Genomic DNA, 25,840 nt, shown 5'->3' with positions numbered 1-25,840 from the left:
GTGGAAAACGATCGATGATCTCGAACTCGCGACATTGGGATGGGTGCACTGGCACAACACGCAACGGCTGCACGGCTACCTCGGGGATGTGCCTCCGCTCGAGCATGAAGAAAAGTTCTACGCTGGGGTTACCAGCACCAAAGAACTGGTAGAAATCAAATGAGCTGAGTCTCCACTAAACCCAAGGCGCTTCAATTCCGTTGCTGCTGGATGTTGAGGCCCGGCGCGACGATGTGCTCCATGTGTATTACGTCGGTCCCGCAACCGAGGAACTTAGCCGTACTTCTCCGCCGTTAGACGGCAACCCCAACGCATCCCGGCTCGGGACAAGGGGATTTCGGGGAATGTTCAGCTCCCTAGCCGGCACTGACGAAATCGCGCCCTTCGTGTTCAACGAAACCGCCGGAAGCTGGTCGGTCAGTTCCGTACACGTCAATGAGACGGTGAACTCCGATCAACAGGGAGCGCGACTATACGACCGATACCCCAAACGTGATCTTCCCGTGAGCTTTGTCGTCACCGGTCGGCTCATCGACAAAGCCAGGATTGATTTCAGCATCGATCACCAGTTGACCAACCTGACACTCGACGTGATCCAGCAGCAGGCCATCCAACCTGGTGAAGACTGGTTGCCCAGCTAAAAATCAAGCAACCTCGCCCGAACGGGTCAATACCCTGTTGAATCGGTGTTTTTGTTCACGGTTGGCCCTGCCCGCTGAAGAACGAGCCTGCCGTAGACATCCGCATCCTCCTACCGCCCTGCACGCTTCACGCGAGGTTGCCTCGAGAAGCACGAGGGTTCCGGAGGTTCGGACAGCACGCACACGCTGGTCAGCTCAGGTTCCTCACCGTCCGGAAATTCCTCCCGGATCCGCTCCCGTGCCAGAGCCAACCACTCCGGGGCCTCCCCGAGAGTCTCAGCGATGCGCGCCGTCATCTTCGGTGACAGAGGAGCGTAAGCCGCATCGAGGTCATCGGAGAGGATGAGGCGGACCTGCCCCTCGTCCGGAATCTCGACGTCATACTGCTTTCATCCTGGTCACTGAACTGGGCTCGGAAGTAGAGAGCAAGGTCGTCGATGGTGCATCCGACAATCTCGTTGAAGGCCCACGAATCAGGAACGTGCCGGCAGTGTCGCTGGTTTGAACGATGGGCGGCGCGCCTCGTACTCCGCGATCGCGTCTTCTTGCCGCAGTGAAAGGTCGATGTCGTCGAGGCCTTCTGCGAGCCTCCACGCGGTATCCGGATCGATGTAGAAGCTCACGGTCAGCGAACCCGCGGTCACGGTGCGGTTAGGGAGGTCCACAGTGACCTCCATCCCTGGATCCTGTTCGACCTGCTTCCACAGCAGTTCAACATCGGACTGTTCGACCTGCGCCGCAACCAGGCCCTGCTTGCCGGAGTTACCGCGGAAGATGTCCGCGAAACGGGACGAGATCACGACGCGGAAACCGTAATCCTTGAGCGCCCACACGGCGTGTTCGCGCGAGGAACCGGTACCGAAGTCCGCGCCAGCGATCAAAACACTACCGTTCTTGTACGGCTCCTGGTTCAGGATGAACCCTGGGTCCTGACGCCAGCGGGCGAACAGTGCGTCATCGAAACCGGTCTTAGTGATGCGCTTGAGGTAGACCGCCGGGATGATCTGGTCGGTGTCGACGTTGGATGCTCGCAGTGGCACGGCAACGCCGGTGTGTGTGCTGAATTTCTCCATGATGAATGTCCTTCTCTACCAGCGTGCGGTTATGCGGAGGCGGTTGCGTTCTCGAGGATGTCCGATGGCGAGGACAGCGTGCCTCGGACGGCGGTTGCCGCCGCGACGAGCGGGGACACGAGGTGGGTGCGCCCACCCTTGCCTTGGCGGCCCTCGAAGTTGCGGTTGGAGGTCGATGCGCAACGCTCGCCTTCTGCGAGCTGGTCCGGGTTCATACCCAGGCACATCGAGCATCCGGCGAAGCGCCATTCGGCCCCGAAGTCCTTGAACACCTTGTCGAGGCCTTCGGCTTCCGCCTCGAGGCGCACGCGTGCCGAACCCGGGACGACGATCATGCGTACGTTCGGGTCCTTCTCACGTCCGCGGATCACGTCGGCTGCGGCACGGAGGTCTTCCATGCGCGAGTTGGTGCATGAGCCGAGGAACACGGTGTCTACGCGGATGTCCTTCATGCGGGTTCCGGCTTCAAGACCCATGTATTCGAGCGCGCGCTGAGCCGCAGCCTTCTCGTTTTCGTCCCCGCATTCCTCTGGGTGCGGGACGACGTCGCTGAGTGAAACGCCCTGGCCCGGGTTGGTGCCCCACGTAACGAACGGTTCGAGTTCGTCTGCGTCGAGGAACACCTCCGCGTCGAATGTCGCGTCGTCATCGGTGCGCAGGGTCTTCCAGTATTCGACTGCGGCATCCCACTCTTCGCCTTGTGGGGCGTGTGGGCGGCCCTTGATGTAGTCGAACGTCGTCTGGTCTGGAGCGATCATGCCGGCACGCGCGCCTGCCTCGATGGACATGTTGCACATCGTCATGCGTGCTTCCATCGAAAGCTGTTCGATCGCGGAGCCGCGGTATTCCAGGACGTAGCCCTGGCCGCCACCGGTTCCGATCTTGGCGATCACGGCGAGGATGATGTCCTTGGACGTCACGCCTGGGCGCAGGGTTCCTTCAACGTTGATCGCCATGGTCTTGAACGGTTTGAGCGGCAGCGTCTGGGTTGCCATGACGTGTTCGACCTCGGAGGTGCCGATGCCGAAGGCCAGCGCACCGAACGCACCGTGGGTCGAGGTGTGGGAGTCGCCGCACACGATGGTCATGCCGGGCTGTGTGAGCCCCAGCTGTGGGCCCACGACGTGAACGATGCCTTGTTCTTTATCACCCAGCGAATGCAAGCGGACGCCGAACTCCTCGCAGTTAGCGCGCAAGGTTTCGATCTGCTTAGCGGAGATCGGGTCTTGGATCGGCTTGTCGATGTCCAGGGTCGGGGTGTTGTGGTCCTCGGTTGCGATCGTGAGGTCCGGCCGGCGCAGCTTACGGCCAGCCAGGCGCAGACCCTCGAAGGCCTGCGGCGAGGTGACCTCGTGAACGAGGTGAAGGTCGATGTAGAGCAGGTCAGGGCGGCGGTCAAGGCCTTCGCCTTCACCCCGGGCTACGACGTGGTCTTCCCACACCTTTTCTGCCAAGGTGCGCGGTGCGCCTGTGCTCGACATAGCGTCTGTCCTTCCTCGATATTTCGCGATACCTGCCGCTGGTGCTGAGTCACCGGGTCTGCGTCACCGAATTTTCGCCAACGCACAGCAGGGTCGTGTGGAACGTGCATATGACCACGCTAACACCAGACTATTCCACATTATGGTCTTGTGTCTCAACAATTGAGACGCTAGGGTGTCTCATATGTCACAAAGCAGCGGTGTCGGCGTTATCGACAAGGCAACCATGATCCTTGACGCCCTCGAGTCAGGTCCAGCGAGCCTCGCGGAACTCGTAGAGGCAACCCATCTTGCGCGCCCAACAGCGCACCGGCTCGCTCAAGCTCTGGCCCACCACGGGCTCGTGACCAAAGACCTCCACGGACGCTTCACACTCGGTCCACGCCTCACTGAACTCGCGGCAGCCGCCGGCCAAGACCGGCTCGTTGCTGCTTCACGCCCTTCACTCCACCGCTTGCGTGAACTCACCAACGAAAGCACCCAGGTCTTTAAGCGCCAAGGTGACCTCCGCATCTGCATAGCCTCCGCCGAGCGTCCTACCGGCCTACGCGACACCATCCCGGTAGGCACGCAACTGTCCATGAGTGCCGGCTCTGCGGCGCAGGTCTTGCTCGCTTGGGAGGACCAAGCCCGCATCGTCCAGGGGCTTGAAGGCGCACGATTCACTGCCCACGACCTCGCCCGGGTCAAGCAACGCGGGTGGGCGCAATCCGTGGGTGAACGCGAACGGGGTGTGGCCTCCGTTTCAGCGCCAATCTTCAGCCCCTCGGGGAAAGTTCTCGCCGCGCTTTCGATGTCGGGCCCTGTTCAGCGCACCGGCAACGACCCCGGCCGACGCTACGGCAGCATCGTCGCGCAGGTAGCCCACGACCTCAGCGCCGCAATCGCGACCTGACGCTACTCGGCTTCACACACCGCTGTAGTGGTCGAAGCCGAGGGTTTCGTCGAGGCGGCGGCCAGCGATATAGGCGCCAGGTTCCGTACCAGATCTCGTGTCAGGCTGGCTTAGCTGTTCAACCGTGCCGATGCGGCGGATCGCTACGCCGTCAATCGAAGGGGCCTCAGCCCCTGCCGGAAGCGTGAACAGCAGGTTGAAGTCCTCTCCCCCATATAAGACGTTGTGCCGCGCCTCTTGGGCGGTCAGGTTCCAGGACTCCGCCAGTTGTGCGGCGAAACTGTTGATGACCGCTTCGTCGAGCGCAACAGCAACGTCGCTGGCTTGTGCGATGCGTGTGGCGTCACGCACCACGCCATCGGACGTGTCAATGCTTGCGATGCGGTGCTCGCGTGCCGCTAGCGCCGGACCGACGGCTAGCGGCGGAGCTGGCACGAAGTGAGCGGCAAGCGCTCTTTGCGGCTCGGCCTCCGAGGCCCTGAGTCCACCAACCTGAGGGGACAGAAGTTCGTTGAGGGCAGTGCCTGAGATCCCTGGGATCCTTCCAGCCAGATAGACCCCATCCCCCGGTTGTGCCGCACTGCGGACGAGCGGGGTGGAGTCAGCGCCGAGTTCGCCGATCGCGGTGATGCTCACCGCTACGGATTCCGCCGCCGAGACATCCCCTCCGATGAGCTCAGCACCTGGAGCACCGAGCTCATCGCACGCTTGCCGCATCCCCGCCGCAAACTCAGCAGGCCATGTCTCTTCGATATCGCCCGGGAACGACAACGACACCAGGAGATAACGAGTGCGGGCCCCCATCGCGTTGATGTCGGAAAGATTCTGGGCAGCGCATTTGAATCCGAGCAGCCGCGCATCGGTTTTGGCGCCGCTCGGCCATGTCAGCATGAAATCCTGACCTTCGACGGAGGTGTCCATCGTGAAAACCATGCGAGCATTCGCGGCAACCACAGCCGCATCGTCGCCATTGGCTACAACAACGCGGCTCAGGACCTGCGCTAACCCGTCAGCGCCGCCCGTCCCCGCCTTGGGATGCGAGGCCTCCGATGCCGATGCAGAACCGAATGCCTCGGTGATGGATGCGATGATCGCACGCTCACCCATCCCGCTCACGGTACCCATAGGTTCTCCTTCGGCAGCGCTCACATGGCCCAGCAACAATCTACTCAACGATGAGATAGACCCAGATTAGGGCATAAAAAATCCCGGTGAGTTCATCACCGGGATTTTTTCTTTCGTGACCCCAGCGGGATTCGAACCCGCGTTACCGCCGTGAGAGGGCGGCGTACTAGGCCGCTATACGATGGGGCCGCTTTCGCGACACGCTCCACTAAATCGAACCTGTGCACTGCACAAGATCAACCTGCACTGAGCCTCATATTGAGTTTTCGTCTCATAGTGAGTTAGCGAACTGTTGAGTTCGTGAACGTGTTGTGCGACGTGACCCCAGCGGGATTCGAACCCGCGTTACCGCCGTGAGAGGGCGGCGTACTAGGCCGCTATACGATGGGGCCAAATGCTTTTCCCTACCTCATGCCCTGCATTGCTTTAGCAAGTCCCTGCTTCAGCAAGCAAGACCCTGCTTTAGCAAGACTGTGGGATTTTCAGAGGGGAATCGCTGATCCTTAACGCTGCTTACAGCGGAAGGATCTTCGCTGGGATACCAGGACTCGAACCTAGAATAACTGAACCAGAATCAGTCGTGTTGCCAATTACACCATATCCCAATGTGCATTCGATTGTAGCACGATCAATATGATTACGCATATTCAATTAGCTGCGCCCGGCATTTCAATACTTTTGTATCTTCACGCTAAGCGTTTGTTCGCAACCATAAAATCTTTTGATCGCTATGGCATGCGATTGTCTAGCCTACATGAGACGAGGGAGGAAACCAAATCGGTTCCCTCCCTCGTGTCGAACGCCACATTAACGGGGCGAGACCCTAAGGTGTCTAACGCGCGCAAACACTACGTTGCAACTACGTCTACTCGACGTGGTTCTCGCGGAACGCCCGCAAGCGCGCCAGTGTGGATTCCTTGCCCAGGATCTCGAGCGATTCGAACAGCGGCGGTGATACGCGGTGACCCGAAATCGCCGTGCGCACCGGACCGAATGCAAAACGTGGTTTGAGCTCGAGGCCTTCAATGAGGCTCTCACGCAGGGCCTGCTCAATGTTTTCTACCGTGAAGTCTGAAACCTTCTCGAGCGCGTCCGCTGCCGCATCGATCACTTCACCGAGGTTCTCTGGCATGCGCTTGAGAGCATCCTCGTCCATCGTGATCTCGGCGTCCGGCTTGAACAGGAAGTCCAGCATCTTAGGTGCCTCGCCCAGCAGCTGCATGCGCTCCTGAACCAGCGGAGCGGCCGCTTCGAGGATGCGACGCTCATCGTCAGTCAACGGATCCGAGACAAGCTCAGCACCACGCAGGTACGGGACCAGACGCTCAACGAAAACCTCAGCGCTCAAGCGGCGAATGTGCGTACCGTTGATCGCTTCAGCCTTCTTGACGTCAAAGCGAGCCGGGTTCGGCTGAACATCCTTGATGTCGAAAGCCTTGACCATCTCGTCCATCGTGAAGATGTCCTCATCACCCGAGATCGCCCAACCAAGCAGCGCGAGGTAGTTGACGAGGCCTTCCTTGATGAAGCCCGCATCGCGCAGGTTGAACAGCGAGGATTCCGGGTCGCGCTTGGACAGCTTCTTGTTCCCCTGCCCCATGACGTACGGCATGTGGCCGAAACGCGGCAGGTATTCGGCAATGCCAAGCTCGATCAGCGCGCGGTAGAGCGCAATCTGGCGCGGAGTCGAGGACAAGATGTCCTCACCGCGCAGAACGTGGGTCACGCCCATCAGCGCGTCATCAACCGGGTTCACCAGCGTGTACAGAGGCGCACCGTTCGAACGCGCCACCACGAAGTCTGGAACCGAGCCCGCAGGGAACGTGATCTCGCCACGGATCAGGTCATCGAACGTGATGTCCTCATCTGGCATCCGCAAACGGAAGACCGGCTTGCGGCCTTCGTCGCGGAACGCCTGCTTCTGTTCCTCGGTCAGGTCGCGGTCGTAGTTGTCGTAGCCAAGCTGTACGTCCTGGCCGGCGGCCTTGCGGCGCTCCTTGACTTCCTCGGGAGTCGAGAAGTCCTCGTACACGTACCCGCCGTCAATCAGTTTCTGCAGGATATCGGCGTAGATGTCCATGCGCTGCGACTGGCGGTACGGCTCCTGTGGGCCACCCACGCGGATGCCTTCGTCCCAGTCAATACCGAGCCACTCCATGGCGTCGATGACCTGGTTGAACGACTCTTCGGAGTCGCGCGCCGCATCGGTATCTTCGATGCGGAAAATCATGGTGCCACCCGTGTGGCGAGCATACGCCCAGTTGAACAGGGCCGTGCGGACCATGCCAACGTGCGGAGTACCCGTCGGCGACGGGCAGAAACGCACACGTACAGGAGTTGAATCAGAAACCGTAGGAAGCGACGCAGTAAAGCTCATGATTCCTTATCTTAGTTGGTTTAAATAACGATGCGGTGGCCGGCTAACTCATACGCTGCCGGCTACGTCACGCGGCTGGAATCGCATCAATGCAGTTGGAACTACAGCAACACACTTGGAACTACAGCACGCGATTAGAAAGAGTGCCGATGCCTTCGATCGTGACTTCGACCGTCTGGCCTTCACGCAAAAGACCGACGCCGGCCGGGGTTCCGGTCAGCAGAACATCGCCTGGAAGCAAGGTGAATGCCTCGGATGCTTGCGCGATCAACTCGGCGACCTGGGTCAACATGTCGCGAGTGTTGCCGTCTTGGACGGTCTCGCCATCCACGGTCGTGGTGATAGCCAACGCGTCCGGGTCCAGTTCGGTCTCGATCCACGGACCCAACGGAACCGAACCATCGAAGCCCTTGGCGCGCGACCACTGGCCGTCGTTGCGCTGCGCATCCCGCGCAGTGAGATCGTTCGCGACCGTGTAACCAAACACCACATCGTGGGCGCTCTCCGCCGGAACGTCCTTGCAGATCCGGCCGATCACAACGGCCAGTTCGCCTTCATAGGAAATCTCGTCAGAGAAATCCGGGAAGCGGATAGGCTCCCCCGGCCCCAGAACCGCGGTGTTCGGCATCAAAAACATGACCGGACGCGCGGGGGCTTCCCCGCCCATCTCGCGGGCATGCTCTGCATAGTTCTTGCCGAAACCCACGATCTTGGAACGCGGGATGATCGGCGCAACCAGGCGCACATCGTCCAGGTCGTGAACGGTCTGGGTCGGCTGAACGCCGTGGAAGAACGGGTCGCCAGCCAGTTCGATGACCTTCTGGTCTTCTACCAAGCCGTAGAACGGATCGTTATCAGTGACACAACGGGCAATTCGCATGGTTCTAGCCTACTGGCCGGCTATGCGAGCTTGTGCAGCCAGCCGTGCGCGTCCTCTACCCCGCCGGTCTGAACACCCAACAGGTCGTGACGGATCGAAGCCCACACGCCGTCCTGCTTGACCTCCGGCATCGTGAGCGTCATGTCACGGCCGCGAAGCTCGGAAATAGGGGTGATGACCGCCGCGGTACCGCATGCGAAGACCTCATCGAGTGAGCCGTCCTCAACGCGACGCTTCCACTCGTCCAGGGTGAAGGTGCGCTGCTCGACAGCAAGGCCCTTCTCTTGGGCCAGCTCAAGCACCGAGGAGCGCGTCACGCCGTGCAGGATCGTGCCGTCGAGCGCCGGGGTCACGAGCGTCTTACCGTCGTCGATCACAAAGAACACGTTCATGCCGCCGAGTTCCTGAACTGCGTGATCGTTGGTTGGGTCGGTGAAGATGACCTGCTGGCAACCGTTCGCCTCGGCCTCGAGTTGCGCGATGAGCGAGGCTGCATAGTTACCGCCGCACTTCGCCTCACCCGTGCCGCCGTGGCCCGCGCGGGCGTAGGTCTCCGAGAGCCAAATCTGGACCGGCTTGAGCTCGCCGCCAAAGTAGTTACCGGCAGGCGACGCGATCACGCGGAACTCATAACGATGCGATGGCCGCACACCCAGGAACGCCTCGGTCGCGATCATGAAAGGACGCAAATAGAGCGATTCGCCGTCGCCGTCCGGGATCCAGGCCTCGTCCGCGCTCACGAGTTCCTTGATTGCCTGCAAGAAAACATCCACCGGAAGCTCAGGCATACCCAAACGCACCGCGGAGCGGTTCAAGCGGCGACCATTCTCCTCCGGACGGAAAGTGTAGGCCCCGCCATCCTTGTGGCGGTAAGCCTTGAGGCCCTCGAAGACCTCCTGGCCGTAATGCAGTACCGCCGCGGCAGGGTCCAACGTCAACGGGCCGTACGGAACCACGCGCGCATCGTGCCAACCCTTGTCAATGTCCCAGTCGATAATGACCTGGTGATCCGTGTAGTACGTGCCGAAGCCCGGGTCCTGCAGGATCTTGTTGCGTTCCTCGTCAGAGGTTGGGTTGGTCGTGAGCGTGCGGGTGAACTCCACTGTTCTGCTCCAGTTCCGATACGTTTCGCCGCTCTTGGTGGCGGCTCGTGATGTGTTTGCGCGGCGCCGCAGACGGTGAGCCTGCACGCACCTTTAAGTAACCCTAGTCCTGCGCCTACCGTATGCGGTAGAGCAAGACAGCGGGTTTCAGTTTGAGGCCGGTTTCAGTTTCTTGGCGCTAAGCGCTGAGCTGGGCGATGATCGCGTCACCGATTTCGGTGGTGGCTCGCTGCGGCGTGGAAGGCGCGTCGACGAGTGCCGCGAGGTCCCGCTCGACGGCGGCTTCGATCGCTTCGGCTTGCTCATCGAGGCCAACGTGGCGCAGCAACAGGGCGCCGGAAAGGATCGCGGCGGTTGGGTCCGCGATGTTCTGGCCAGCGATGTCCGGCGCGGAGCCGTGGACTGGCTCAAACATCGATGGCGCGGTTCCGTCGACGTTGATGTTGCCGGAGGATGCGAGGCCGATGCCGCCGGTTACGGCGCCAGCGAGGTCGGTCAGGATGTCGCCGAAGAGGTTGTCGGTCACGATGACGTCGAAGCGGGCCGGGTCGGTGACCATGAAGATGGTCGCGGCGTCGACGTGGAGGTAGTCGACGGTGACCTCCGGGTAGTTGGCGGCTTCTTCGTTCACGATGCGGTTCCACAGCTTTCCGGCGTTGACCAGGACGTTGTGTTTGTGGACCAGCGTCAGTTTCTTGCGACGTGCGTTGGCTCGTTCGAAGGCGTCGCGGACTACGCGGCGCACACCGTGGGCGGTGTTAATCGAAACCTCAGTTGCGACTTCGTGCTCGGTTCCGGCCTTGAACTGTCCGCCGTTGCCTGCGTACAGGCCTTCGGTGCCTTCGCGGACCACGATGAAGTCGATCTCGCCAGGTTCGCTCAGCGGGCTGACCGAGCCTGGGAAGAGCCGCGATGGGCGAAGGTTGACGGCGTGGTCGAAGGAGAATCGCAGCTTGAGCAGGATTTCGCGTTCGAGGATTCCGGATGGGATCCGGTCATCATTGGGGGCGGCACCGACTGCGCCGAAGAGGATCGCTTCGTGCTGGCGGAGGTTCTCCATGGTTTCTTCGGTGAGGGTTTCCCCGGTTGCAAGCCAGTGTTCTGCACCGATGTTGTATTCGGTGGTTGCAACCTCAACGTCGGTGTTTTCCAGCGATGCCATGATGACCCTCAGGGCTTGGCTGACCACTTCTGGCCCGATGCCGTCGCCTGGGATTACTGCCAAATCAAGTGTGCGCGTCATGTCATACACAATACGCCTAGTCCCACATTCTGAGCCAACATCTCACCATATGAAACGCCTTTGTGACAGCGCGTGTCATACCGCAGGCGGATCCGTCACGAGCTACAACTCACTAAAGTGAGGAGCATGTCCCGCACGCTCCACACCGACCCGCCAGCATCCCGTATCAACCGCATCGGGCGCACCGAAACGTGGGTCCGCACCCATCCCACGACGATCGACATGATCCAGGCCGCCGGCATCGGCCTGGTCTTCTTGATCGCGTTGCTATCCACTGTCCGCGTGTCGATGAATCCGTGGCCTTTCGTCCCCTACCCGATCCGTTACATCGGGATGGTCGCGGTGGGCGTCACGCTGTGCGTCTCGTGGGCCATCCGCCGCTACAACCCAGCTGCTTCTCTCCTGACCGCAATCGCGGCGTGCCTCGTGCAAGTGGCGGTCGTCGGCGATTCTTCGATCGCGATCATCCTCGTGCCGGGCATCATCTACTCGTCGGCGGCGCACGGGCGTCGCTGGGTTTCCAACACGGCCCTGATCGCGGGACTCGCGGGGTCGGTTCTGGCGGTCATGTATTTCACCCCACGGTCCTACGAGTGGTCTGCACCTGAGCAGGTCGTAGTGCTGATTGGGCACTGGCTCATCGTCACGGTCGCGTGGCTTTTCGGGCGGTTGTCCTTCGAACGGCGAGCGCGCGTGGATTCTGAGCGGGTCAGGATGCAGCGGCTCATTGACCAGCAGGTGCGTGAGCGTGAGTTCGCGGCTGAGGATGAACGGCGCAGGATTGCTCGTGAGATGCACGATGTGGTGGCTCATTCGCTCTCGGTCATCATTACGCAGGCGGATGGCGGTAGGTATGCGGCGGCTCAGCGGCCGGAGGTCGCGCGTGAGGTTTTAGAGACGATCGCGAACACGGGCCGTGAGGCGTTGGCGGAGATGCGTTCGTTGCTCGGTGTTTTGCGGGATGAGGGCGATGAGGCGCGCCGCTCCCCCGCTCCTGGTTTTGATCGTTTGGATGAGCTTGCGTACACGGCGAGCGCGAACGGCATCGAGACGGTGATCGAGTGGAAGTTTTCGCCCGCGGGCACGTTGCCGTCAGGTGCTGAGTTGGCGGTGTATCGGATTGTGCAGGAGGCCTTGACGAACGTGCGTAAGCACGCGGTTGCGCCTACTCGCACGGATGTTGTGCTGACATGGACGGCCAAAGGGCTTGCGGTGACGGTGACCAACGATGCACGGGACACTTCATCCCCGGTGTCAGCCGCTCCGGTGTCTGTCCCTGGGGCCGGTCGCGGCCAGGTTGGTATCCGCGAGCGTGCTGAAATATATGGAGGCAATGCGAGTTTCTCGGATCTGCCAGGCGGATATCAGGTGTATGTGTTTATTCCGTATGCGTCTGATGTTTTAGCTGGCGCGTGAGCTTGGCGATGTGCGTGGAGGATTCAGTGGAAGGTTCAGTGGAGCAGATTAGGGTTGCGCTGGTCGATGATCAGCAGTTGGTGCGTTCTGGTTTTCGTATGCTGATCGATTCGCAGCCTGATCTGCATGTGGTTGCGGAAGCCGCTGATGGGCTTGAGGCGTGTCAGGCCTTTGTTGATGGTGGCGCTATGGTCGATGCGGATGTTGTCTTGATGGATATCCGTATGCCGCGCATGGATGGGATTGCGGCGACGACGCGGATGCTTGAGGAGTCTGCTCGCCGCGGCGTGGATGCGCCTCGGGTTTTGATGCTGACGACGTTTGATCTGGATGAGTACGTCCTTGACGCGATTTCGGCAGGAGCGGCCGGCTTTTTGCTCAAGGATGCTCCGCCGGAGGATCTTTTGGATGCGATCCGTACGGTGTTCCACGGTGGTGCTGTGGTTGCGCCGAGTTCTACTAAGCGGTTGCTGGACCACATGGCGCCGATGTTGCGGGCACAGGCACAGCAGGATGGGTCTTCGGCGCACGATGTGGTTGAGCTTTTGACGGCGCGTGAGCTCGAGGTTTTCCGTCTCATGGCTCAGGGCTACTCCAACACAGAGATCGCGGATCAACTCACGCTGTCCGAAGCAACGGTGAAGACCCATGTGGGGCGCGTGCTGTCCAAGCTCGAGGTTCGTGACCGCGTTCAGGCCGTGGTTCTTGCGTATCGCACGGGTGTAGTCACCCCGTAGCTGTGTCATATCCCCGTAGGTCAGCGCATCCCGGCAGGTCATACCTGGGTATGACACGGGGCATAAAACTTCCATTCTGGCGGCCGATGTTCTGAACTCGCGCGGCGTTTAGTCTGGATGCATGACTACACAACCTCCATCCCCTGAAGTACAGCCCGCATCGAACGCTGCCACCGCTCAACCCGCGGTTGCGGCCTGGAACCTGACCAAAGTGTTTGGGCAGGGTTCGACGCAGGTGACGGCACTCAACAACATCACGGTGGGTTTCGCGCCTGGCAAGTTCACGGCGATCATGGGGCCTTCGGGTTCCGGTAAGTCGACGCTGATGCACATGCTCGCTACGTTGGACCGTCCGACGAGCGGTGCGCTGGCCTTGGGCCCTACCCGCGTGGATACGTTGAGCGAAGACGAGCAGACTCGTTTGCGCCGCGAGCGTGTGGGTTTCGTGTTCCAGGCGTTCAACCTGGTTCCTACGCTGACCGCCGAGCAGAACATCGTGCTCCCGCTCGAGCTGGCTAACAAGAAGCCGGACATGGCGTGGTTCAACGAGCTCGTGGACCGCTTGGGTCTGCGTGAGCGCCTCAACCACAAGCCGCACGAGCTTTCGGGTGGTCAGCAGCAGCGTGTCGCCGTAGCGCGTGCCCTGTTGTCCCGCCCCGACGTGATTTTTGGTGACGAGCCGACCGGTAACTTGGATTCCGAATCCGGTAGCCAGGTGCTCAACCTGTTGCAGCGGGCCGCGCACGAGTACGGCCAGACCGTGATCATGGTGACGCACGACCCGCAGGCGGCCGCTTACGCTGACCGTGTGCTGTTGCTTTCGGACGGCGTGATCGCCGGCGAGATCAACAACCCGACCGCTCAGGGCGTAGCTGAAGCATTGGCTCAGTTGGGAGCCAAGTAATGAATACGATTGCGCGCGCGAATATTCGCGCTTATTTCCGCCGCTACATAGCTGTGATCGTCGCGGTGACGATCGGCGTGGGCTTCTTGAGCGCTGTCTTGAACTTCTCGACGTCCTCGCTCGCCTCGGTCAAGAACACTCAGGGCCAGGTGTATTCAAAGTCCGATGTCGTGGTTACGGCGCGGACCGCAGTTATCTCTCAGGATGGTGACGGTTCCGCACAGGACAAGCAGGACATTGACAAGCTGGTCACTGGCAGGGATTCGGTCGCCGATCACTTGAGGTATGACCGCGGCATGATCTTCAACGTGGGAAGCAGCACTGGTGATGATCCGGTGCACCTGTATGCAGTGGAAGGTAACTGGGATCTTCTCGGATTCAAGCGCATCGAAGGTGAGCTTCCAAGCGGGAAGAACATTGGTGTTAGCCAGAACCTCTACGACAGCCTCGCACAAGGCAACGGTGGCGGCGCTCCTGACATCACACTTGCGCTCGAGCCAGGCTTTGTTGGAAAGCAAGGCGCTGATCAGCCAGCCAAGATCACGTACAAGGCAACCGGTGTGTTCGAAGACTCGCGCATGCTCGACGCCTTCGGCCTTCCGTCGGTTTTCCTGGACCGGCAAGAAGCTGAGGCAGCAGGCTTCCTCACGGTTACTCCGGAAACGGTCTATCTGCTCAAGCTCTCCCCGGGTAGCAATCCTGCCGACGTTGTTCGTGAGATCAACGATGCCGCTATGGCGGCCGGCTACGAGGGCCTCAAGGCAGCAACCCCGGATGAGCTGCTCAACCAGTCGATGCGTTCCTTCAGCTCCGACATCGCGATCTTCACGTACGCACTCTTGGCGTTCGTAGTGCTCGCCGCCGTGGTGTGCGTGCTCGTGACCTCGAACACGTTCACTGTGATTCTGGCGCAGCGCACTCGCGAGCTCGCTTTGCTACGCACTATCGGCGCTAGCGCGAAGCAGATCAAACGCATGATGCGCACTGAAGGCTTCCTGATCGGTCTCATCGGCGGCGTGGTTGGTGTTGTGCTCGGCATCGTCTTGATCGCGGCAGGCGGGGCTCTCATGTCGTGGATCACCAAGACCACGACGTTCACGTTCGCGATCAACTGGTGGTCGATCCCTGCCGGTTTGATCTTGGCCGTCGTGATGACGTGGCTCGCTTCGATCCGCCCAGCGCAGAAGGCGTCCCGTCTCTCCCCTATCGCGGCACTTCAGCCGTTAGAAACCGTGACGGTGGGCAGCCGCAAGGGCAAAGTCCGCATCGCGATCGGAACCATCCTGATCCTGCTGGGCGTGGCTGTGATCCTCTACGGAATGCTGACCCCGATCAACGAGGACTTCGAGCTCGCCGGAATGCTGTTCCTCATGGTATTCCTTGGATGCTTGCTCGCGTTCATCGGCCTGCTCGTGATCGGCACGTTCCTTGTTCCGTTCCTCGTGGCGCTGTTCGGCAAGCTGTTCTCCAGAAAGCCAGCGGGCAAGCTCGCGGGCCTCAACGCGGTGCGCCACCCTGCCCGCACAGGCGCGGTCGGTTCGGCTCTGCTGATCGGTGTGACGCTCGTGGCGACCTGCTTGACGGGTATGTACAGCCTCAAGACGACCATGGAAAGCCAGCTCGACGAAGCGTTCCCGGTCGACGCGAAGATCACCTTCCCGGAAGACGCCCACCCGAACGCTGGAACCGTGGAAAGCGTGTCCCGAGCCGCAGGCGTCAAGGGGACCGCGCTCGTGAAGAAGGCGGATCTTCCAGTTGAGACACGCTCATCGTGGACCTGCGCTTCGCTCTATGTCGGCGATACAGGCGAACTCAGGAAGCTGATTCCATCCAACGTCCCTGTTCCGGGACTCAACGAATACGGTCCGGTGAACAGCCCGCAGAATGCGGGAACGCTCACGATCAACGGTACGGAGCTGAAACCAGTGGGGACTCCGTCCGGGGCCGATATCCCATGCCTCATCAGCACAGAGACCGCGCAGAAGCTTGACGTCAAGGTTTCGAACCAAGACACTCAGATCTGGGTCAAGCTCGACGAGAACGCCAACCTCGACACGGTCTCTGAGACTTTGGCCACCGCGGCGCACGTTTCACCTCACGATGTGGACGTGGTCGCTCAGATCAAGGATGCGCTCGGCACGTTCATGCTGACGTTCACCTACATCGTGGTGGGTCTCTTCGGTGTAGCGGTCGTGATCGCGCTCGTGGGTGTCTCGAACACGCTGACGCTTTCGATCATCGAACGCACCCGCGAGAACGCGCTGCTGCGTGCTTTGGGCCTAACCAAGAAGCAGCTGCGTTCGATGCTGTTCCTTGAGGCGTTCCTGATCTCCGGTATCACGGCTCTGACAGCGATCGTCATCGGTACGGTATTCGGATTCGTGGGCGCGTCGTCCCTGCTCCGCTCTGCCACGGCGGCCGACCTCACCATCCCGTGGATCCCACTGTTGATCCTGTGGTTCGCTACGGTGGCAATCACGATGCTGGCGACACTCATGCCGGCACGTCGCGCCGCCAAGGTCACTCCTGTCGAGGGGCTTGCCATCGAGTAAGCTCTCGCGACGCGCTGCAACAGCAAGACACAAAAGCCTGGGGCCGGTTCACATTAGTGAACCGGCCCCAGGCTTCGTCATTCTGGAGCTTTAGCTGTCCTTTGGCTCCTCATAACGAGGGAAGATCGGCTGCGGCTTCGGAAGCTCGGTTCCAGCTTCGACCGTGCTGTCGAAGGCCGCGAACGTGCGCATCGCGCCTTCCGGAACACCCAGCACATCCAGCATGCGGGTCATCGCGTCCGGCATGACAGGCTGAGCGAGCAAAGCGACTCGGCGCACAACATCCAGGGTCACTGCCAGCACTACCGACATGCGCTCAGGGTCTTCCTTCCGCAAGACCCACGGAGCCATGTCCGCGAAGTAAGCGTTCGCATCGTGCAGAACCTTCCACTGCTCCGCAAGAGCCAGCGAAAACGCCTGCTTGTCGTAGTGCGCGCGCGCCGAGTCGAGCAGGGCCTTAGCGGAATCCAGCAGCTCGGTGTCGGCGTCCGTGAGGTTCTCGAGCGCCGGCATCTTGCCTTCGAGGTTCTTAACGACCATCGAAAGCGAACGCTGCGCGAGGTTGCCGAGGTTGTTCGACAGTTCAGCATTCATACGGTTCACGATCGCCTCATGCGAATACGAACCGTCGGCACCGAACGGAACTTCGCGCAGGAAGAAGTAGCGCATCGCGTCCAAGCCGTACATGTCGATGAAGTCAGCTGGACCCACGGTGTTGCCCAGGGACTTCGACATCTTGACGCCGTTGTTGTGCAAGAAACCGTGAATCATGATGCGCTTAGGCAGCTCGATGCCAGCGGACATCAGGAACGCAGGCCAGTAGATCGCGTGGAAGCGCGAAATATCCTTGCCGATGACGTGCAGGTCGGCCGGCCAGTACTTGCTGAACTTCTCACCTTCGACGTCCGGGTAGCCGACACCCGTGAGGTAGTTGGTCAGCGCGTCAACCCACACGTACATAACGTGGCCAGGCGCATCCGGAACTGGGATACCCCAGTCGAACGTCGTGCGCGAAATCGAGAGATCCTCAAGGCCACCCTCAACAAAGCGGATGACCTCGTTGAAACGAGACTGCGGCGCCGCGAACTCCGGCTGCGCCTTATACAGCTCAAGCAACGGCTCGGTGTACTTCGAAAGCCGGAAGAAATACGACTCCTCTTCCGTCCACGTCACTTCGGTTTCGGTCGCGGTTGCATAGCGGACGCCGTCCTCACCAACGTGAGTCTCGTCCTCGTCGTAATACGCCTCGTCGCGCACCGAGTACCAACCGGAGTAATGACCCAAGTAAATGTCGCCGTTGGCCTCCATGGCCTTCCAGATCGCTTGTGCTGCGGCCTGGTGATCCGCATCGGTCGTGCGAATGAAACGGTCGTACGAAATACCCAGGGCATCCTGCGTGGCCTGGAATCGATCCGAGTTCACACGCGCCAGTTCCATCGGGGTGACGCCCTGCTTCTGCGCAGTCTGCATCATCTTCTGGCCATGCTCATCCGTACCCGTGAGCATGTACACGTCATAGCCGTCCAAACGCTTGAAGCGCGCCATCGTGTCAGAAGCTATGAACTCGTAAGCATGCCCGATGTGCGGCTCACCGTTTGGATACGAGATCGCCGTGGTCATGTAGAACGTTTTGTCTTTACCCAGATCAGTCACGCCGTGATTCTATCGAAACGACGTGTGGGATGGGTGTACATGACACCCATCCCACACTGTTACAGCTACTTTTACAGCGCCTGCTAAAGCTCCTCGCCCCTAAAACGTGACGTTGAGCGTTCCTCGATGTTTTAGCGTTCTTCGAGGTCAACCTCGCGAGCCACCGTGGCACCGATTTCCTTGCCGATGGTCTCCAAAAGACCCTCAGGCAGCGCGTCATCGATCGTGACAACCGCGGCAGACTGACCCTGCTCGTCGGCCGGGGCAACCTGCATTCCAGCGATGTTGACGTCGTGCTCGCCCAGAACGCGGCCGAGCGTACCGACCACGCCCGGGCGGTCCTCGTAACGCAGGATCAACATGTGGTCCTCGATCGGGATCTCGAGGTTCTGACCAAACACGGCGGTGAGCTTCTGAATCTGCTTCGGGCCCGTCAACGTACCCGTTACGGACAACGCCGCACCCGATGCCAACGCACCCGAAACCACGAGCTTATTGCGGTAATCCTCCGAAACCTCTGTAGTGGTCAAGCGGGTTGCAACGCCACGCTGCTCAGCGAGAACTGGCGCGTTGACGTAGGAGACGCCCTGCGAAACGACGTCGGTGAAAACACCCTTCAACGCCGCGAGCTTGAGGCTCGTGACATCCTTGGACGCGATCTCACCGGCAACCGTGAGCTCAACCGAGGTCAAACGCTCACCCTGGGCCAGAGCAGAGAAGATGCGGCCGAGCTTCTCAGCCAACGGGATACCTGGGCGCACGTTCTCGTCGATCACGCCGCCAGCAACGTTGACCGCATCCGGAACCAGTTCACCCGTAAGCGCCAAGCGCACCGATTTCGCGACAGCAACGCCAGCCTTTTCCTGAGCCTCAGCGGTCGAGGCACCCAGGTGCGGGGTCACCGAAACGTTCGGAAGCTCGATGAACTTGATGTCCCTGGCAGGCTCGGAGGTGTAAACATCGATGCCCGCGCCAGCGATCTGGCCTTCGGTCAGCGCGGTGTAGAGCGCATCCTCGTCGATCAGGCCACCGCGCGCAACGTTGAACACGAACGCGGTGTCCTTCATGAGCTTGAACTGGTCCGCGGAAATCATGCCGGTGGTTTCCGGGGTCTTCGGCATGTGGATCGTAATGAAGTCAGCCTTCTCGAGGAGCTCATCGAGCTCAACAAGCGTCACTCCAAGCTGTTGGGCGCGAGCCGGGGTCACGTACGGGTCGTATGCAACGAGCTTCATGCCGAAACCAGCCAGACGCTCCGCCACGAGAGCGCCGATGCGGCCCAAGCCGATGATGCCAGCGGTCTTCTCAAATAGCTCGACACCCGTGAACGCCTTACGGTTCCACTCCCCCGCTTTCATCGAAGCGTTCGCCGCCGGAATATTACGCGCGGCAGAGATGATGTGGCCCACCGTGAGCTCAGCGGCGGAGATGATGTTCGAGGTCGGAGCGTTGACGACCATCACGCCGTCCTGGGTTGCCGCCTTGATATCGACGTTGTCCAAGCCAACGCCGGCGCGGGCGATCACCTTGAGGTTCTTAGCGGCCGCGATCGCCTCCGCATCGACCTGGGTAGCGGACCGGACCAAGATCGCATCCACATCAGCGATGTCCGCGAGCAACCGCTCACGGTCCGCGCCGTCAGTGTGCCGGATCTCAAAGTCCGAGCGCAACGCTTCAACGGTTGCGGGCGAAAGTTCTTCTGCGAGCAGTACAACAGGCTGAGTCTGAGCCACGAACGTGATCCTCTGTTCGATCGATGGTTTATAACGCTGGGGTTTATCGAGCGCGTTTCACTGGGTGTCCGCTTGTGGCGGTCCCCCACTGAATCTAACGCTAGCTTCCGAACGGCCTACTCCGCTTCCACGTTGCGAAGGTGTGACACGCATCGGCTTCATGAAATGCAACATAACGATGCGGCACGTGCGTTGCGTGGTGACCCCGGCTCCTGACGGTGCTGGCTTAAATGCCGCTGGCGGGGAGGAACTCAATGTTCCTCCCCGCCAGCAACTAAAGCTGTCGACTACAGCGGCGCGCTAACGCCGGTCAACGTTTGAAACTTCGACTTAGCGAGCGGCAGTGCCCTCGGTGTAGTCGGAGTCGGTGTCTTCCATCCAGGAGAACAGCTTGCGCAGTTCGCGGCCGGTCGCCTCGATCGGGTGGCCTTCCTGTTCCTTACGCAGCTTCTGGAACTCTTCGGCACCGTTGTTCTGGTCGTCCATGAAGCGCTTAGCGAAGGTGCCGTCCTGGATGTCCTTGAGGACAGCCTTCATGTTCTCCTTGACCGATGGGTCGATCACGCGTGGGCCCGAGACGTAGTCGCCGAACTCAGCGGTATCGGAGATCGACCAGCGCTGCTTGGACAGGCCGCCTTCGACCATGAGGTCAACGATGAGCTTGAGCTCGTGCAGAACCTCGAAGTATGCGATCTCTGGAGCGTAGCCGGCCTCGGTCAGGGTCTCGAAACCGTACTGAACGAGCTGGGATGCGCCACCGCACAGAACAGCCTGCTCACCGAAGAGGTCGGACTCGGTTTCCTCGGTGAAGGTCGTCTCGATGACACCTGCACGGGTAGCGCCGATGGCCTTAGCCCATGCGAGTGCGATCTCCTTGGCGTCGCCGGTCGCATCGTTTTCAACTGCGATGAGCGCTGGAACACCGCGGCCAGCTTCGAATTCGCGGCGGACAACGTGGCCTGGGCCCTTAGGGGCAACCATGATCACGTTGATGTCCTTGCCTGGCTCGATGTAGCCGTAACGGATGTTGAAACCGTGTGCGAACACGAGGGTGTCGCCTGCCTTGAGGTTGTCCTTGATGGACTCCTCGTATACCTTGGCCTGGACCTGGTCTGGAACCAGGATCATGATGACGTCAGCCTCAGCCGCCGCATCGGCCACGTTCATGACCTTGAGGCCCTCTTCCTCAGCCTTCGCGCGGGACTTCGAGCCCTCAGCGAGACCAACGCGAACGTCGATGCCGGAATCACGCAGCGAAAGCGCGTGAGCATGGCCCTGCGAGCCGTAACCGATAACGGCTACCTTCTTGTCGCTCAGTTTGCTCAGGTCTGCATCTTCTTCGTAGTACATTGTGGTGCTCACGAAATCATTCCTTACAGTTTGAGATCTTTTAGGTCTATACGGTTAAAAGCTAAAAATAGGGTTTATGCCGAAATCGAATGCAATGTCCGCTGAGTCAACGACTTGCGTCCGCGTGCGATAGCCAGGGTTCCCGCCTGCACAATCTCGCGGATGCCGAACGGCTCCATAACGTCCAGTAGCGCGGCGACCTTCTCGCCCGAACCGGTCGCTTCAAGAACCACCGTCTCCGGTGAAACATCCACGACGCGGGCCCGGAAGTAATCCGCCGCCTGAGTCACCTGCGTGCGGGTCTCTGCGTCTGCATTGACCTTGATGAGCACGTGCTCACGCTGGACAGAATGTGTTTGCTCGAGTTCAACGATCTTGATGACGTTGATGAGCTTGTTCAGCTGCTTGGTCACCTGCTCCAGCAGCTTCTCATCCGCTTGAACCACAACGGTCATGCGGGAGAGCCCTGGGGTCTCGGTTGGGCCTACAGCCAAAGAATCAATATTGAATGCTCGGCGGGCGAAGAGGCCTGCGACGCGAGTCAACGCACCTGGGACATCTTCGACCAGTACCGACAAAGTATGGCGTGCCATTGATGTAGTCCTATTCCTCTTCCCACTGAGGCGTCATGCCTCGTGCCACCTGAATCTCGTTATTTGAAACACCTGAAGGGACCATCGGCCACACCATCGCGTCCTTCGAAACAATGAAGTCGATGAGCACTGGACGGTCGTTGATCGACATCGCCTTCTCGATCGCGGCGTCGATCTCGTCTTCAGACTCGACGCGGATACCAACGCAACCGTAGGCGTCGGCCATCTTCACGAAGTCCGGAACACGGATCGAATCCTTACCGGTGTTCAGCTCGGTGTTGGAGTAGCGGCCGTCGTAGAACAGCGTCTGCCACTGCCGCACCATGCCGAGCGAAGAGTTGTTGATGAGCGCGACCTTGATCGGGATCTTGTTGATCACGCACGTCGCGAGTTCCTGGTTGGTCATCTGGAAGCAGCCGTCGCCGTCGATGGCCCACACGACTCGGTCTGGGTTGCCCACCTTGGCGCCCATCGCCGCAGGGATCGAATAACCCATGGTTCCCAGGCCTGCCGAGTTGAGCCACTGGCGTGGGCGTTCGTACTTCACGAACTGTGCCGCCCACATCTGGTGCTGGCCAACGCCTGCAACGTAGATCGCTTCCGGGCCAGCGATTTCGCCGATCCGCTTGATGATGTGCTGCGGTGCGAGCGCGCCATCGGTGGTTTCGGTGTAGCCGAGCGGGTACGTATCGCGGATGCGGTTGAGGATCTCCCACCATGGCTCGAGGTCCGGAGCTTCGCCTTCGTCCTTGCGTTCGCGGTACGCCTCGGTGAGCTCAGGCAGGATGTTTTTGAGGTCACCGACGATCGGGACATCTGCGTTGCGGTTCTTGGAGATCTCCGCCGGGTCAACGTCTACGTGGATCACGCGCGCATCCGGCGCGAAAGACTCGAGGACGCCGGTCACGCGGTCATCGAAACGAGCGCCGAGCGTGATCAGCAGGTCCGCTTGCTGAAGCGAGGAAACCGCGGCAACCGAACCGTGCATGCCCGGCATGCCAAGGTGCTGCTCGTGCGAATCCGGGAACGCGCCGCGCGCCGTCAGCGTCGTGACAACCGGCGCCCCCACCAATTCAGCGAGCTCACGTAGCTCATCCGCCGCATCGGCCTTGATGACACCGCCACCTACATAAAAGACCGGGCGGATCGACGACGCAATGTACTTCGCGGCCTCGCGCACCTGCTTGACGTGGCCCTTCGAGGTCGGCTTGTAACCGGCCATGACTGGCTGCGGAGGCCACGTGAAGGTCATCATGCCTTCCTGAGCATCCTTCGTAACATCGACCAGAACCGGGCCAGGACGGCCCGTTGTCGCAAGATAGAACGCCTTAGCGAGCGTCTCCGGAACGTCCTGAGCGTCCGTAACCAAGAACGAGTGCTTGGTGATCGGCATCGTGATGCCCACGATGTCGGCTTCCTGGAACGCGTCCGTACCGATGACCTTCGAGTTGACCTGGCCGGTGATCGCGACCATGGGAACCGAATCCATATGGGCATCCGCCAGAGGCGTCACGAGGTTCGTTGCACCAGGACCCGAGGTTGCGATAGCGACACCTGGGCGGCCCGTAACCATCGCGTAACCTTGAGCCGCGTGGCCAGCGCCTTGTTCGTGACGAACCAATACGTGGTTGAGGTCCGGCGCCTCCAAAAGAGGGTCATAGGTCGGCAGAATAGCGCCACCCGGAAGACCGAATACAGACTCAATACCGAGTTCCTGAAGCGAACGCACAATAGCCTGCGCGCCCGTCATTTCGACCGGCTCTACAGTCCGATTCGGCCCCATGACGTCCACCGCGTGCCCGCGGGGGTGGTGTGTCTTACGGGCGTTATTCCCCGTAGACGCATCGGATGCAGCGTTTGCCTGCCCCATGATGCTGACCCCTCTCACCGAGTGATGTGTAAATTCTGTATTGCATGCCCGTGTCCATGCGCATGTGGAAGGTCATCCCACATCCGCTCCCCCAACGACGTTGTATCGCGGTCGAAGGTGAGTCCGGTCATACGGACTCAAACACGTCGATTTATCGTCTCAGCTGTGATCTGGGACAACCAAACCGGGCACGTAACAATCTCACATATTGGATCACAGACCACCATGTGAACATGACGTAACCGCGTCACACACCTTAAACCACACCCCATTCACGCGCCCCGCGTGTTTGACTAGAGGCATGCCAGCACTTCGTTCACGCACAGTTACACACGGCCGCAACATGGCAGGCGCACGCGCACTCATGCGCGCATCCGGCGTCGCCAACCAGGACATCGGTAAACCGATCATTGCCGTAGCCAACTCCTTTACCGAGTTCGTGCCAGGCCACACCCACCTCGCACCCGTGGGCCGCATCGTCTCCGAAGGGATCCACAAGGCAGGAGCTGTCGCACGCGAATTCAACACGATCGCAGTCGACGACGGCATCGCGATGGGCCACGGCGGCATGCTGTACTCGCTGCCAAGCCGCGACATCATCGCCGACAGCGTCGAATACATGGCCAACGCACACTGCGCCGACGCGCTCGTGTGCATCTCCAACTGCGACAAGATCACCCCGGGAATGCTGCTGGCCGCACTGCGCCTTAACATCCCAACGGTGTTTGTCTCGGGCGGTCCGATGGAATCGGGACGCGCCGTGCTGACCGACGGAACCGTCAAGAGCCTCGACCTCGTCAACGCGATCGCCGACGCCGTCGACGAATCCGTCTCCGACGCCGACATGCTCTCGATCGAAGAGAACGCGTGCCCAACCTGCGGCTCGTGCTCCGGAATGTTCACCGCTAACTCGATGAACTGCCTCACCGAAGCGATCGGCCTTGCGCTCCCAGGCAACGGCTCCGTTCTTGCAACCCACACCGCGCGCAAGGAACTCTACGAGCGCGCCGGCTCCACCATCGTCGACATCACCAAGCGTTACTACGAAGAGGACGACGAATCCGTCCTGCCACGCAACATCGCAACCCGCGAGGCCTTCGATAACGCGATGGCGCTCGATATCGCGATGGGCGGCTCGACCAACACGATCCTGCACCTGCTCGCCGCAGCACAGGAAGGCGAGGTCGACTACACGCTTCCGGACATCGACAAGAAGTCCCGCGAAGTCCCATGCCTCGCCAAGGTTGCGCCGAACGTTGCAGGCGACCGCACCTACTACATGGAAGACGTCCACCGCGCCGGCGGAATCCCGGCGCTGCTGGGTGAGCTCAACCGCGCGGGAATGCTGCACACCAACGTGCATTCCGTGCACTCCCCTGACCTCACCAGCTGGCTAGACAAGTGGGACATCCGCGGTGGCAAGGCCAGCGAGGAAGCTCACAAGCTTTGGTACGCAGCTCCTGGCGGCAAGCGTTCCTCGAGCGCATTCTCGCAGTCAGAGGTGTGGGACAGCCTTGATACCGACGCGGAGAACGGCTGCATCCGCGACGCCCAGCACGCCTACTCGGCCGACGGCGGCCTTGCAGTACTGCACGGTAACATCGCGCGCAACGGATGCGTCGTTAAGACCGCCGGCGTGGACGAATCCATTTGGACGTTCTCCGGACCAGCAGTCGTGTGCGAATCCCAGGACGATGCAGTCTTCAAGATCCTGTCCAAGGAGATCAAGGAAGGCGACGTCGTCGTGATCCGCTACGAAGGACCACGGGGCGGGCCGGGCATGCAGGAAATGCTCTACCCGACGTCCTACCTCAAGGGCCTGGGCCTGGGCGCGAAGTGCGCGCTGATCACCGACGGCCGCTTCTCCGGCGGAACCTCGGGTCTTTCGATCGGCCACGTATCCCCTGAGGCCGCCTCCGGTGGTGAGATCGCGCTCATCCAAGACGGCGACACCATCACGATCGATATCCCGAACCGCTCGATCCAACTCGAGATCTCGGATGAAGAAATGCAGAAACGCCGCACCGAGCTTGAAGCCGGCCACGGCTACCAGCCTCTCAAGCGTGAGCGTGAGGTCAGCCGGGCGTTGCGTGCCTACGCACTCATGGCTACCTCAGCCGACCGCGGCGCTGTACGCGACATCTCAGCCCTCGAGCGCATCGCGCGCCCACAAGATCTATAAGGAATCTAAGTCAATGGTCAATGCCCTACCTC

At 60.5% G+C, this 25,840-nt stretch carries 19 protein-coding genes, 3 tRNA genes and 1 pseudogene; 8 read left to right on the top strand and 15 right to left on the bottom strand.

What is annotated here, in order from left to right; translation table 11 throughout:
* Positions 1-163 (top strand): annotated as a pseudogene (locus CAY35_RS04085) (IS3 family transposase); the annotation flags it as partial.
* A 37-nt stretch (positions 164-200) separates the two neighbouring features.
* On the top strand, positions 201-641 hold the full coding sequence (locus tag CAY35_RS04080; protein WP_146191915.1) for a hypothetical protein: 441 nt from the start codon (positions 201-203) through the stop codon (positions 639-641).
* A gap of 473 nt (positions 642-1,114) precedes the next feature.
* Here the strand turns inward: CAY35_RS04080 and leuD are convergent, their stop codons facing one another.
* Both leuD and leuC read right to left on the bottom strand, forming a co-directional pair.
* Positions 1,115-1,714 (bottom strand): 3-isopropylmalate dehydratase small subunit, encoded by a 600-nt coding sequence (gene leuD / locus CAY35_RS04075; protein ID WP_109303424.1) that lies wholly within the window; start codon positions 1,712-1,714, stop codon positions 1,115-1,117.
* A gap of 29 nt (positions 1,715-1,743) precedes the next feature.
* On the bottom strand, positions 1,744-3,195 hold the full coding sequence (leuC, locus tag CAY35_RS04070; RefSeq protein ID WP_109303423.1) for a 3-isopropylmalate dehydratase large subunit: 1,452 nt from the start codon (positions 3,193-3,195) through the stop codon (positions 1,744-1,746).
* Positions 3,196-3,379: 184 nt separating this feature from the next.
* Here leuC and CAY35_RS04065 point away from each other — a divergent pair, with 184 nt between their 5' ends.
* Complete coding sequence (locus tag CAY35_RS04065; RefSeq protein ID WP_109303422.1) at positions 3,380-4,090, top strand: IclR family transcriptional regulator; 711 nt, start codon at positions 3,380-3,382, stop codon at positions 4,088-4,090.
* Positions 4,091-4,102: 12 nt separating this feature from the next.
* Here the strand turns inward: CAY35_RS04065 and thiL are convergent, their stop codons facing one another.
* From thiL to CAY35_RS04025, 8 genes are all read right to left on the bottom strand, one after another.
* Positions 4,103-5,215: a thiamine-phosphate kinase gene (gene thiL / locus CAY35_RS04060; RefSeq protein ID WP_109303421.1), complete on the bottom strand. Its 1,113-nt coding sequence runs from the start codon at positions 5,213-5,215 to the stop codon at positions 4,103-4,105.
* 116 nt (positions 5,216-5,331) lie between these two features.
* Positions 5,332-5,404 (bottom strand) — tRNA-Glu (locus tag CAY35_RS04055).
* Between the two features lie 130 nt (positions 5,405-5,534).
* A tRNA-Glu gene (locus CAY35_RS04050) sits at positions 5,535-5,607 on the bottom strand.
* 141 nt (positions 5,608-5,748) lie between these two features.
* Positions 5,749-5,820: transfer RNA gene (locus CAY35_RS04045), tRNA-Gln, on the bottom strand.
* Between the two features lie 260 nt (positions 5,821-6,080).
* Positions 6,081-7,592 (bottom strand): glutamate--tRNA ligase, encoded by a 1,512-nt coding sequence (gene gltX / locus CAY35_RS04040; RefSeq protein WP_109303420.1) that lies wholly within the window; start codon positions 7,590-7,592, stop codon positions 6,081-6,083.
* 121 nt (positions 7,593-7,713) lie between these two features.
* Positions 7,714-8,472, bottom strand: coding sequence for a fumarylacetoacetate hydrolase family protein (locus tag CAY35_RS04035; protein WP_109303419.1), 759 nt, complete (start codon positions 8,470-8,472; stop codon positions 7,714-7,716).
* Positions 8,473-8,492: 20 nt separating this feature from the next.
* Complete coding sequence (locus CAY35_RS04030) at positions 8,493-9,575, bottom strand: branched-chain amino acid aminotransferase (protein WP_109303418.1); 1,083 nt, start codon at positions 9,573-9,575, stop codon at positions 8,493-8,495.
* A gap of 178 nt (positions 9,576-9,753) precedes the next feature.
* Positions 9,754-10,818: a 3-isopropylmalate dehydrogenase gene (locus CAY35_RS04025; RefSeq protein WP_109303417.1), complete on the bottom strand. Its 1,065-nt coding sequence runs from the start codon at positions 10,816-10,818 to the stop codon at positions 9,754-9,756.
* Positions 10,819-10,944: 126 nt separating this feature from the next.
* Between CAY35_RS04025 and CAY35_RS04020 the strand changes: the two genes are divergently transcribed.
* The 4 genes from CAY35_RS04020 (at position 10,945) to CAY35_RS04005 (ending at position 16,427) form a co-directional block, all read left to right on the top strand.
* Positions 10,945-12,234, top strand: coding sequence for a sensor histidine kinase (locus CAY35_RS04020; RefSeq protein WP_109303416.1), 1,290 nt, complete (start codon positions 10,945-10,947; stop codon positions 12,232-12,234).
* A 26-nt stretch (positions 12,235-12,260) separates the two neighbouring features.
* Positions 12,261-12,971 (top strand): response regulator, encoded by a 711-nt coding sequence (locus tag CAY35_RS04015; RefSeq protein WP_258265613.1) that lies wholly within the window; start codon positions 12,261-12,263, stop codon positions 12,969-12,971.
* Positions 12,972-13,092: 121 nt separating this feature from the next.
* The gene (locus CAY35_RS04010; protein WP_101629478.1) at positions 13,093-13,875 is read left to right on the top strand and encodes an ABC transporter ATP-binding protein; all 783 of its coding nucleotides are present in this window, start codon (positions 13,093-13,095) and stop codon (positions 13,873-13,875) included.
* Positions 13,875-16,427, top strand: coding sequence for an FtsX-like permease family protein (locus CAY35_RS04005; RefSeq protein ID WP_109303415.1), 2,553 nt, complete (start codon positions 13,875-13,877; stop codon positions 16,425-16,427). The genes CAY35_RS04010 and CAY35_RS04005 overlap by 1 nt, the downstream gene beginning before the upstream one ends.
* A gap of 90 nt (positions 16,428-16,517) precedes the next feature.
* Here the strand turns inward: CAY35_RS04005 and metG are convergent, their stop codons facing one another.
* From metG to CAY35_RS03980, 5 genes are all read right to left on the bottom strand, one after another.
* A complete protein-coding gene (metG, locus tag CAY35_RS04000) occupies positions 16,518-18,080 on the bottom strand; it encodes a methionine--tRNA ligase (RefSeq protein WP_375231748.1) in 1,563 nt (520 codons plus the stop codon).
* Positions 18,081-18,211: 131 nt separating this feature from the next.
* Positions 18,212-19,813 (bottom strand): phosphoglycerate dehydrogenase, encoded by a 1,602-nt coding sequence (gene serA, locus CAY35_RS03995; RefSeq protein WP_109303414.1) that lies wholly within the window; start codon positions 19,811-19,813, stop codon positions 18,212-18,214.
* A 330-nt stretch (positions 19,814-20,143) separates the two neighbouring features.
* Entirely contained in the window at positions 20,144-21,163 is a 1,020-nt protein-coding gene (gene ilvC / locus CAY35_RS03990) for a ketol-acid reductoisomerase (RefSeq protein WP_109303413.1), read from the bottom strand.
* A 74-nt stretch (positions 21,164-21,237) separates the two neighbouring features.
* A complete protein-coding gene (gene ilvN / locus CAY35_RS03985; protein ID WP_109303412.1) occupies positions 21,238-21,756 on the bottom strand; it encodes an acetolactate synthase small subunit in 519 nt (172 codons plus the stop codon).
* A 10-nt stretch (positions 21,757-21,766) separates the two neighbouring features.
* A complete protein-coding gene (locus CAY35_RS03980; protein WP_109303411.1) occupies positions 21,767-23,626 on the bottom strand; it encodes an acetolactate synthase large subunit in 1,860 nt (619 codons plus the stop codon).
* A gap of 301 nt (positions 23,627-23,927) precedes the next feature.
* Between CAY35_RS03980 and ilvD the strand changes: the two genes are divergently transcribed.
* Positions 23,928-25,808, top strand: coding sequence for a dihydroxy-acid dehydratase (gene ilvD / locus CAY35_RS03975; protein ID WP_109303410.1), 1,881 nt, complete (start codon positions 23,928-23,930; stop codon positions 25,806-25,808).
* The last annotated feature ends 32 nt before the right edge of the window (positions 25,809-25,840 follow it).

The sequence above is a fragment of the Pseudoglutamicibacter cumminsii genome, from assembly GCF_003143995.1.
GTDB lineage: Bacteria > Actinomycetota > Actinomycetes > Actinomycetales > Micrococcaceae > Pseudoglutamicibacter > Pseudoglutamicibacter cumminsii_B.
The sequence above is the reverse complement of the archived record's forward strand: the minus strand, read 5'-3'. Positions and strand labels throughout refer to the sequence as shown.

Coding starts and splice junctions, on each gene's coding strand:
- leuD (WP_109303424.1), bottom strand. CDS start 1,714: ATGGAGAAATTCAGCACACACACCGGCGTTGCCGTGCCACTGCGAGCA.
- leuC (WP_109303423.1), bottom strand. CDS start 3,195: ATGTCGAGCACAGGCGCACCGCGCACCTTGGCAGAAAAGGTGTGGGAA.
- CAY35_RS04065 (WP_109303422.1), top strand. CDS start 3,380: ATGTCACAAAGCAGCGGTGTCGGCGTTATCGACAAGGCAACCATGATC.
- thiL (WP_109303421.1), bottom strand. CDS start 5,215: ATGGGTACCGTGAGCGGGATGGGTGAGCGTGCGATCATCGCATCCATC.
- gltX (WP_109303420.1), bottom strand. CDS start 7,592: ATGAGCTTTACTGCGTCGCTTCCTACGGTTTCTGATTCAACTCCTGTA.
- CAY35_RS04035 (WP_109303419.1), bottom strand. CDS start 8,472: ATGCGAATTGCCCGTTGTGTCACTGATAACGATCCGTTCTACGGCTTG.
- CAY35_RS04025 (WP_109303417.1), bottom strand. CDS start 10,818: ATGACGCGCACACTTGATTTGGCAGTAATCCCAGGCGACGGCATCGGG.
- CAY35_RS04020 (WP_109303416.1), top strand. CDS start 10,945: ATGTCCCGCACGCTCCACACCGACCCGCCAGCATCCCGTATCAACCGC.
- CAY35_RS04010 (WP_101629478.1), top strand. CDS start 13,093: ATGACTACACAACCTCCATCCCCTGAAGTACAGCCCGCATCGAACGCT.
- CAY35_RS04005 (WP_109303415.1), top strand. CDS start 13,875: ATGAATACGATTGCGCGCGCGAATATTCGCGCTTATTTCCGCCGCTAC.
- ilvC (WP_109303413.1), bottom strand. CDS start 21,163: ATGTACTACGAAGAAGATGCAGACCTGAGCAAACTGAGCGACAAGAAG.
- ilvN (WP_109303412.1), bottom strand. CDS start 21,756: ATGGCACGCCATACTTTGTCGGTACTGGTCGAAGATGTCCCAGGTGCG.
- CAY35_RS03980 (WP_109303411.1), bottom strand. CDS start 23,626: ATGGGGCAGGCAAACGCTGCATCCGATGCGTCTACGGGGAATAACGCC.
- ilvD (WP_109303410.1), top strand. CDS start 23,928: ATGCCAGCACTTCGTTCACGCACAGTTACACACGGCCGCAACATGGCA.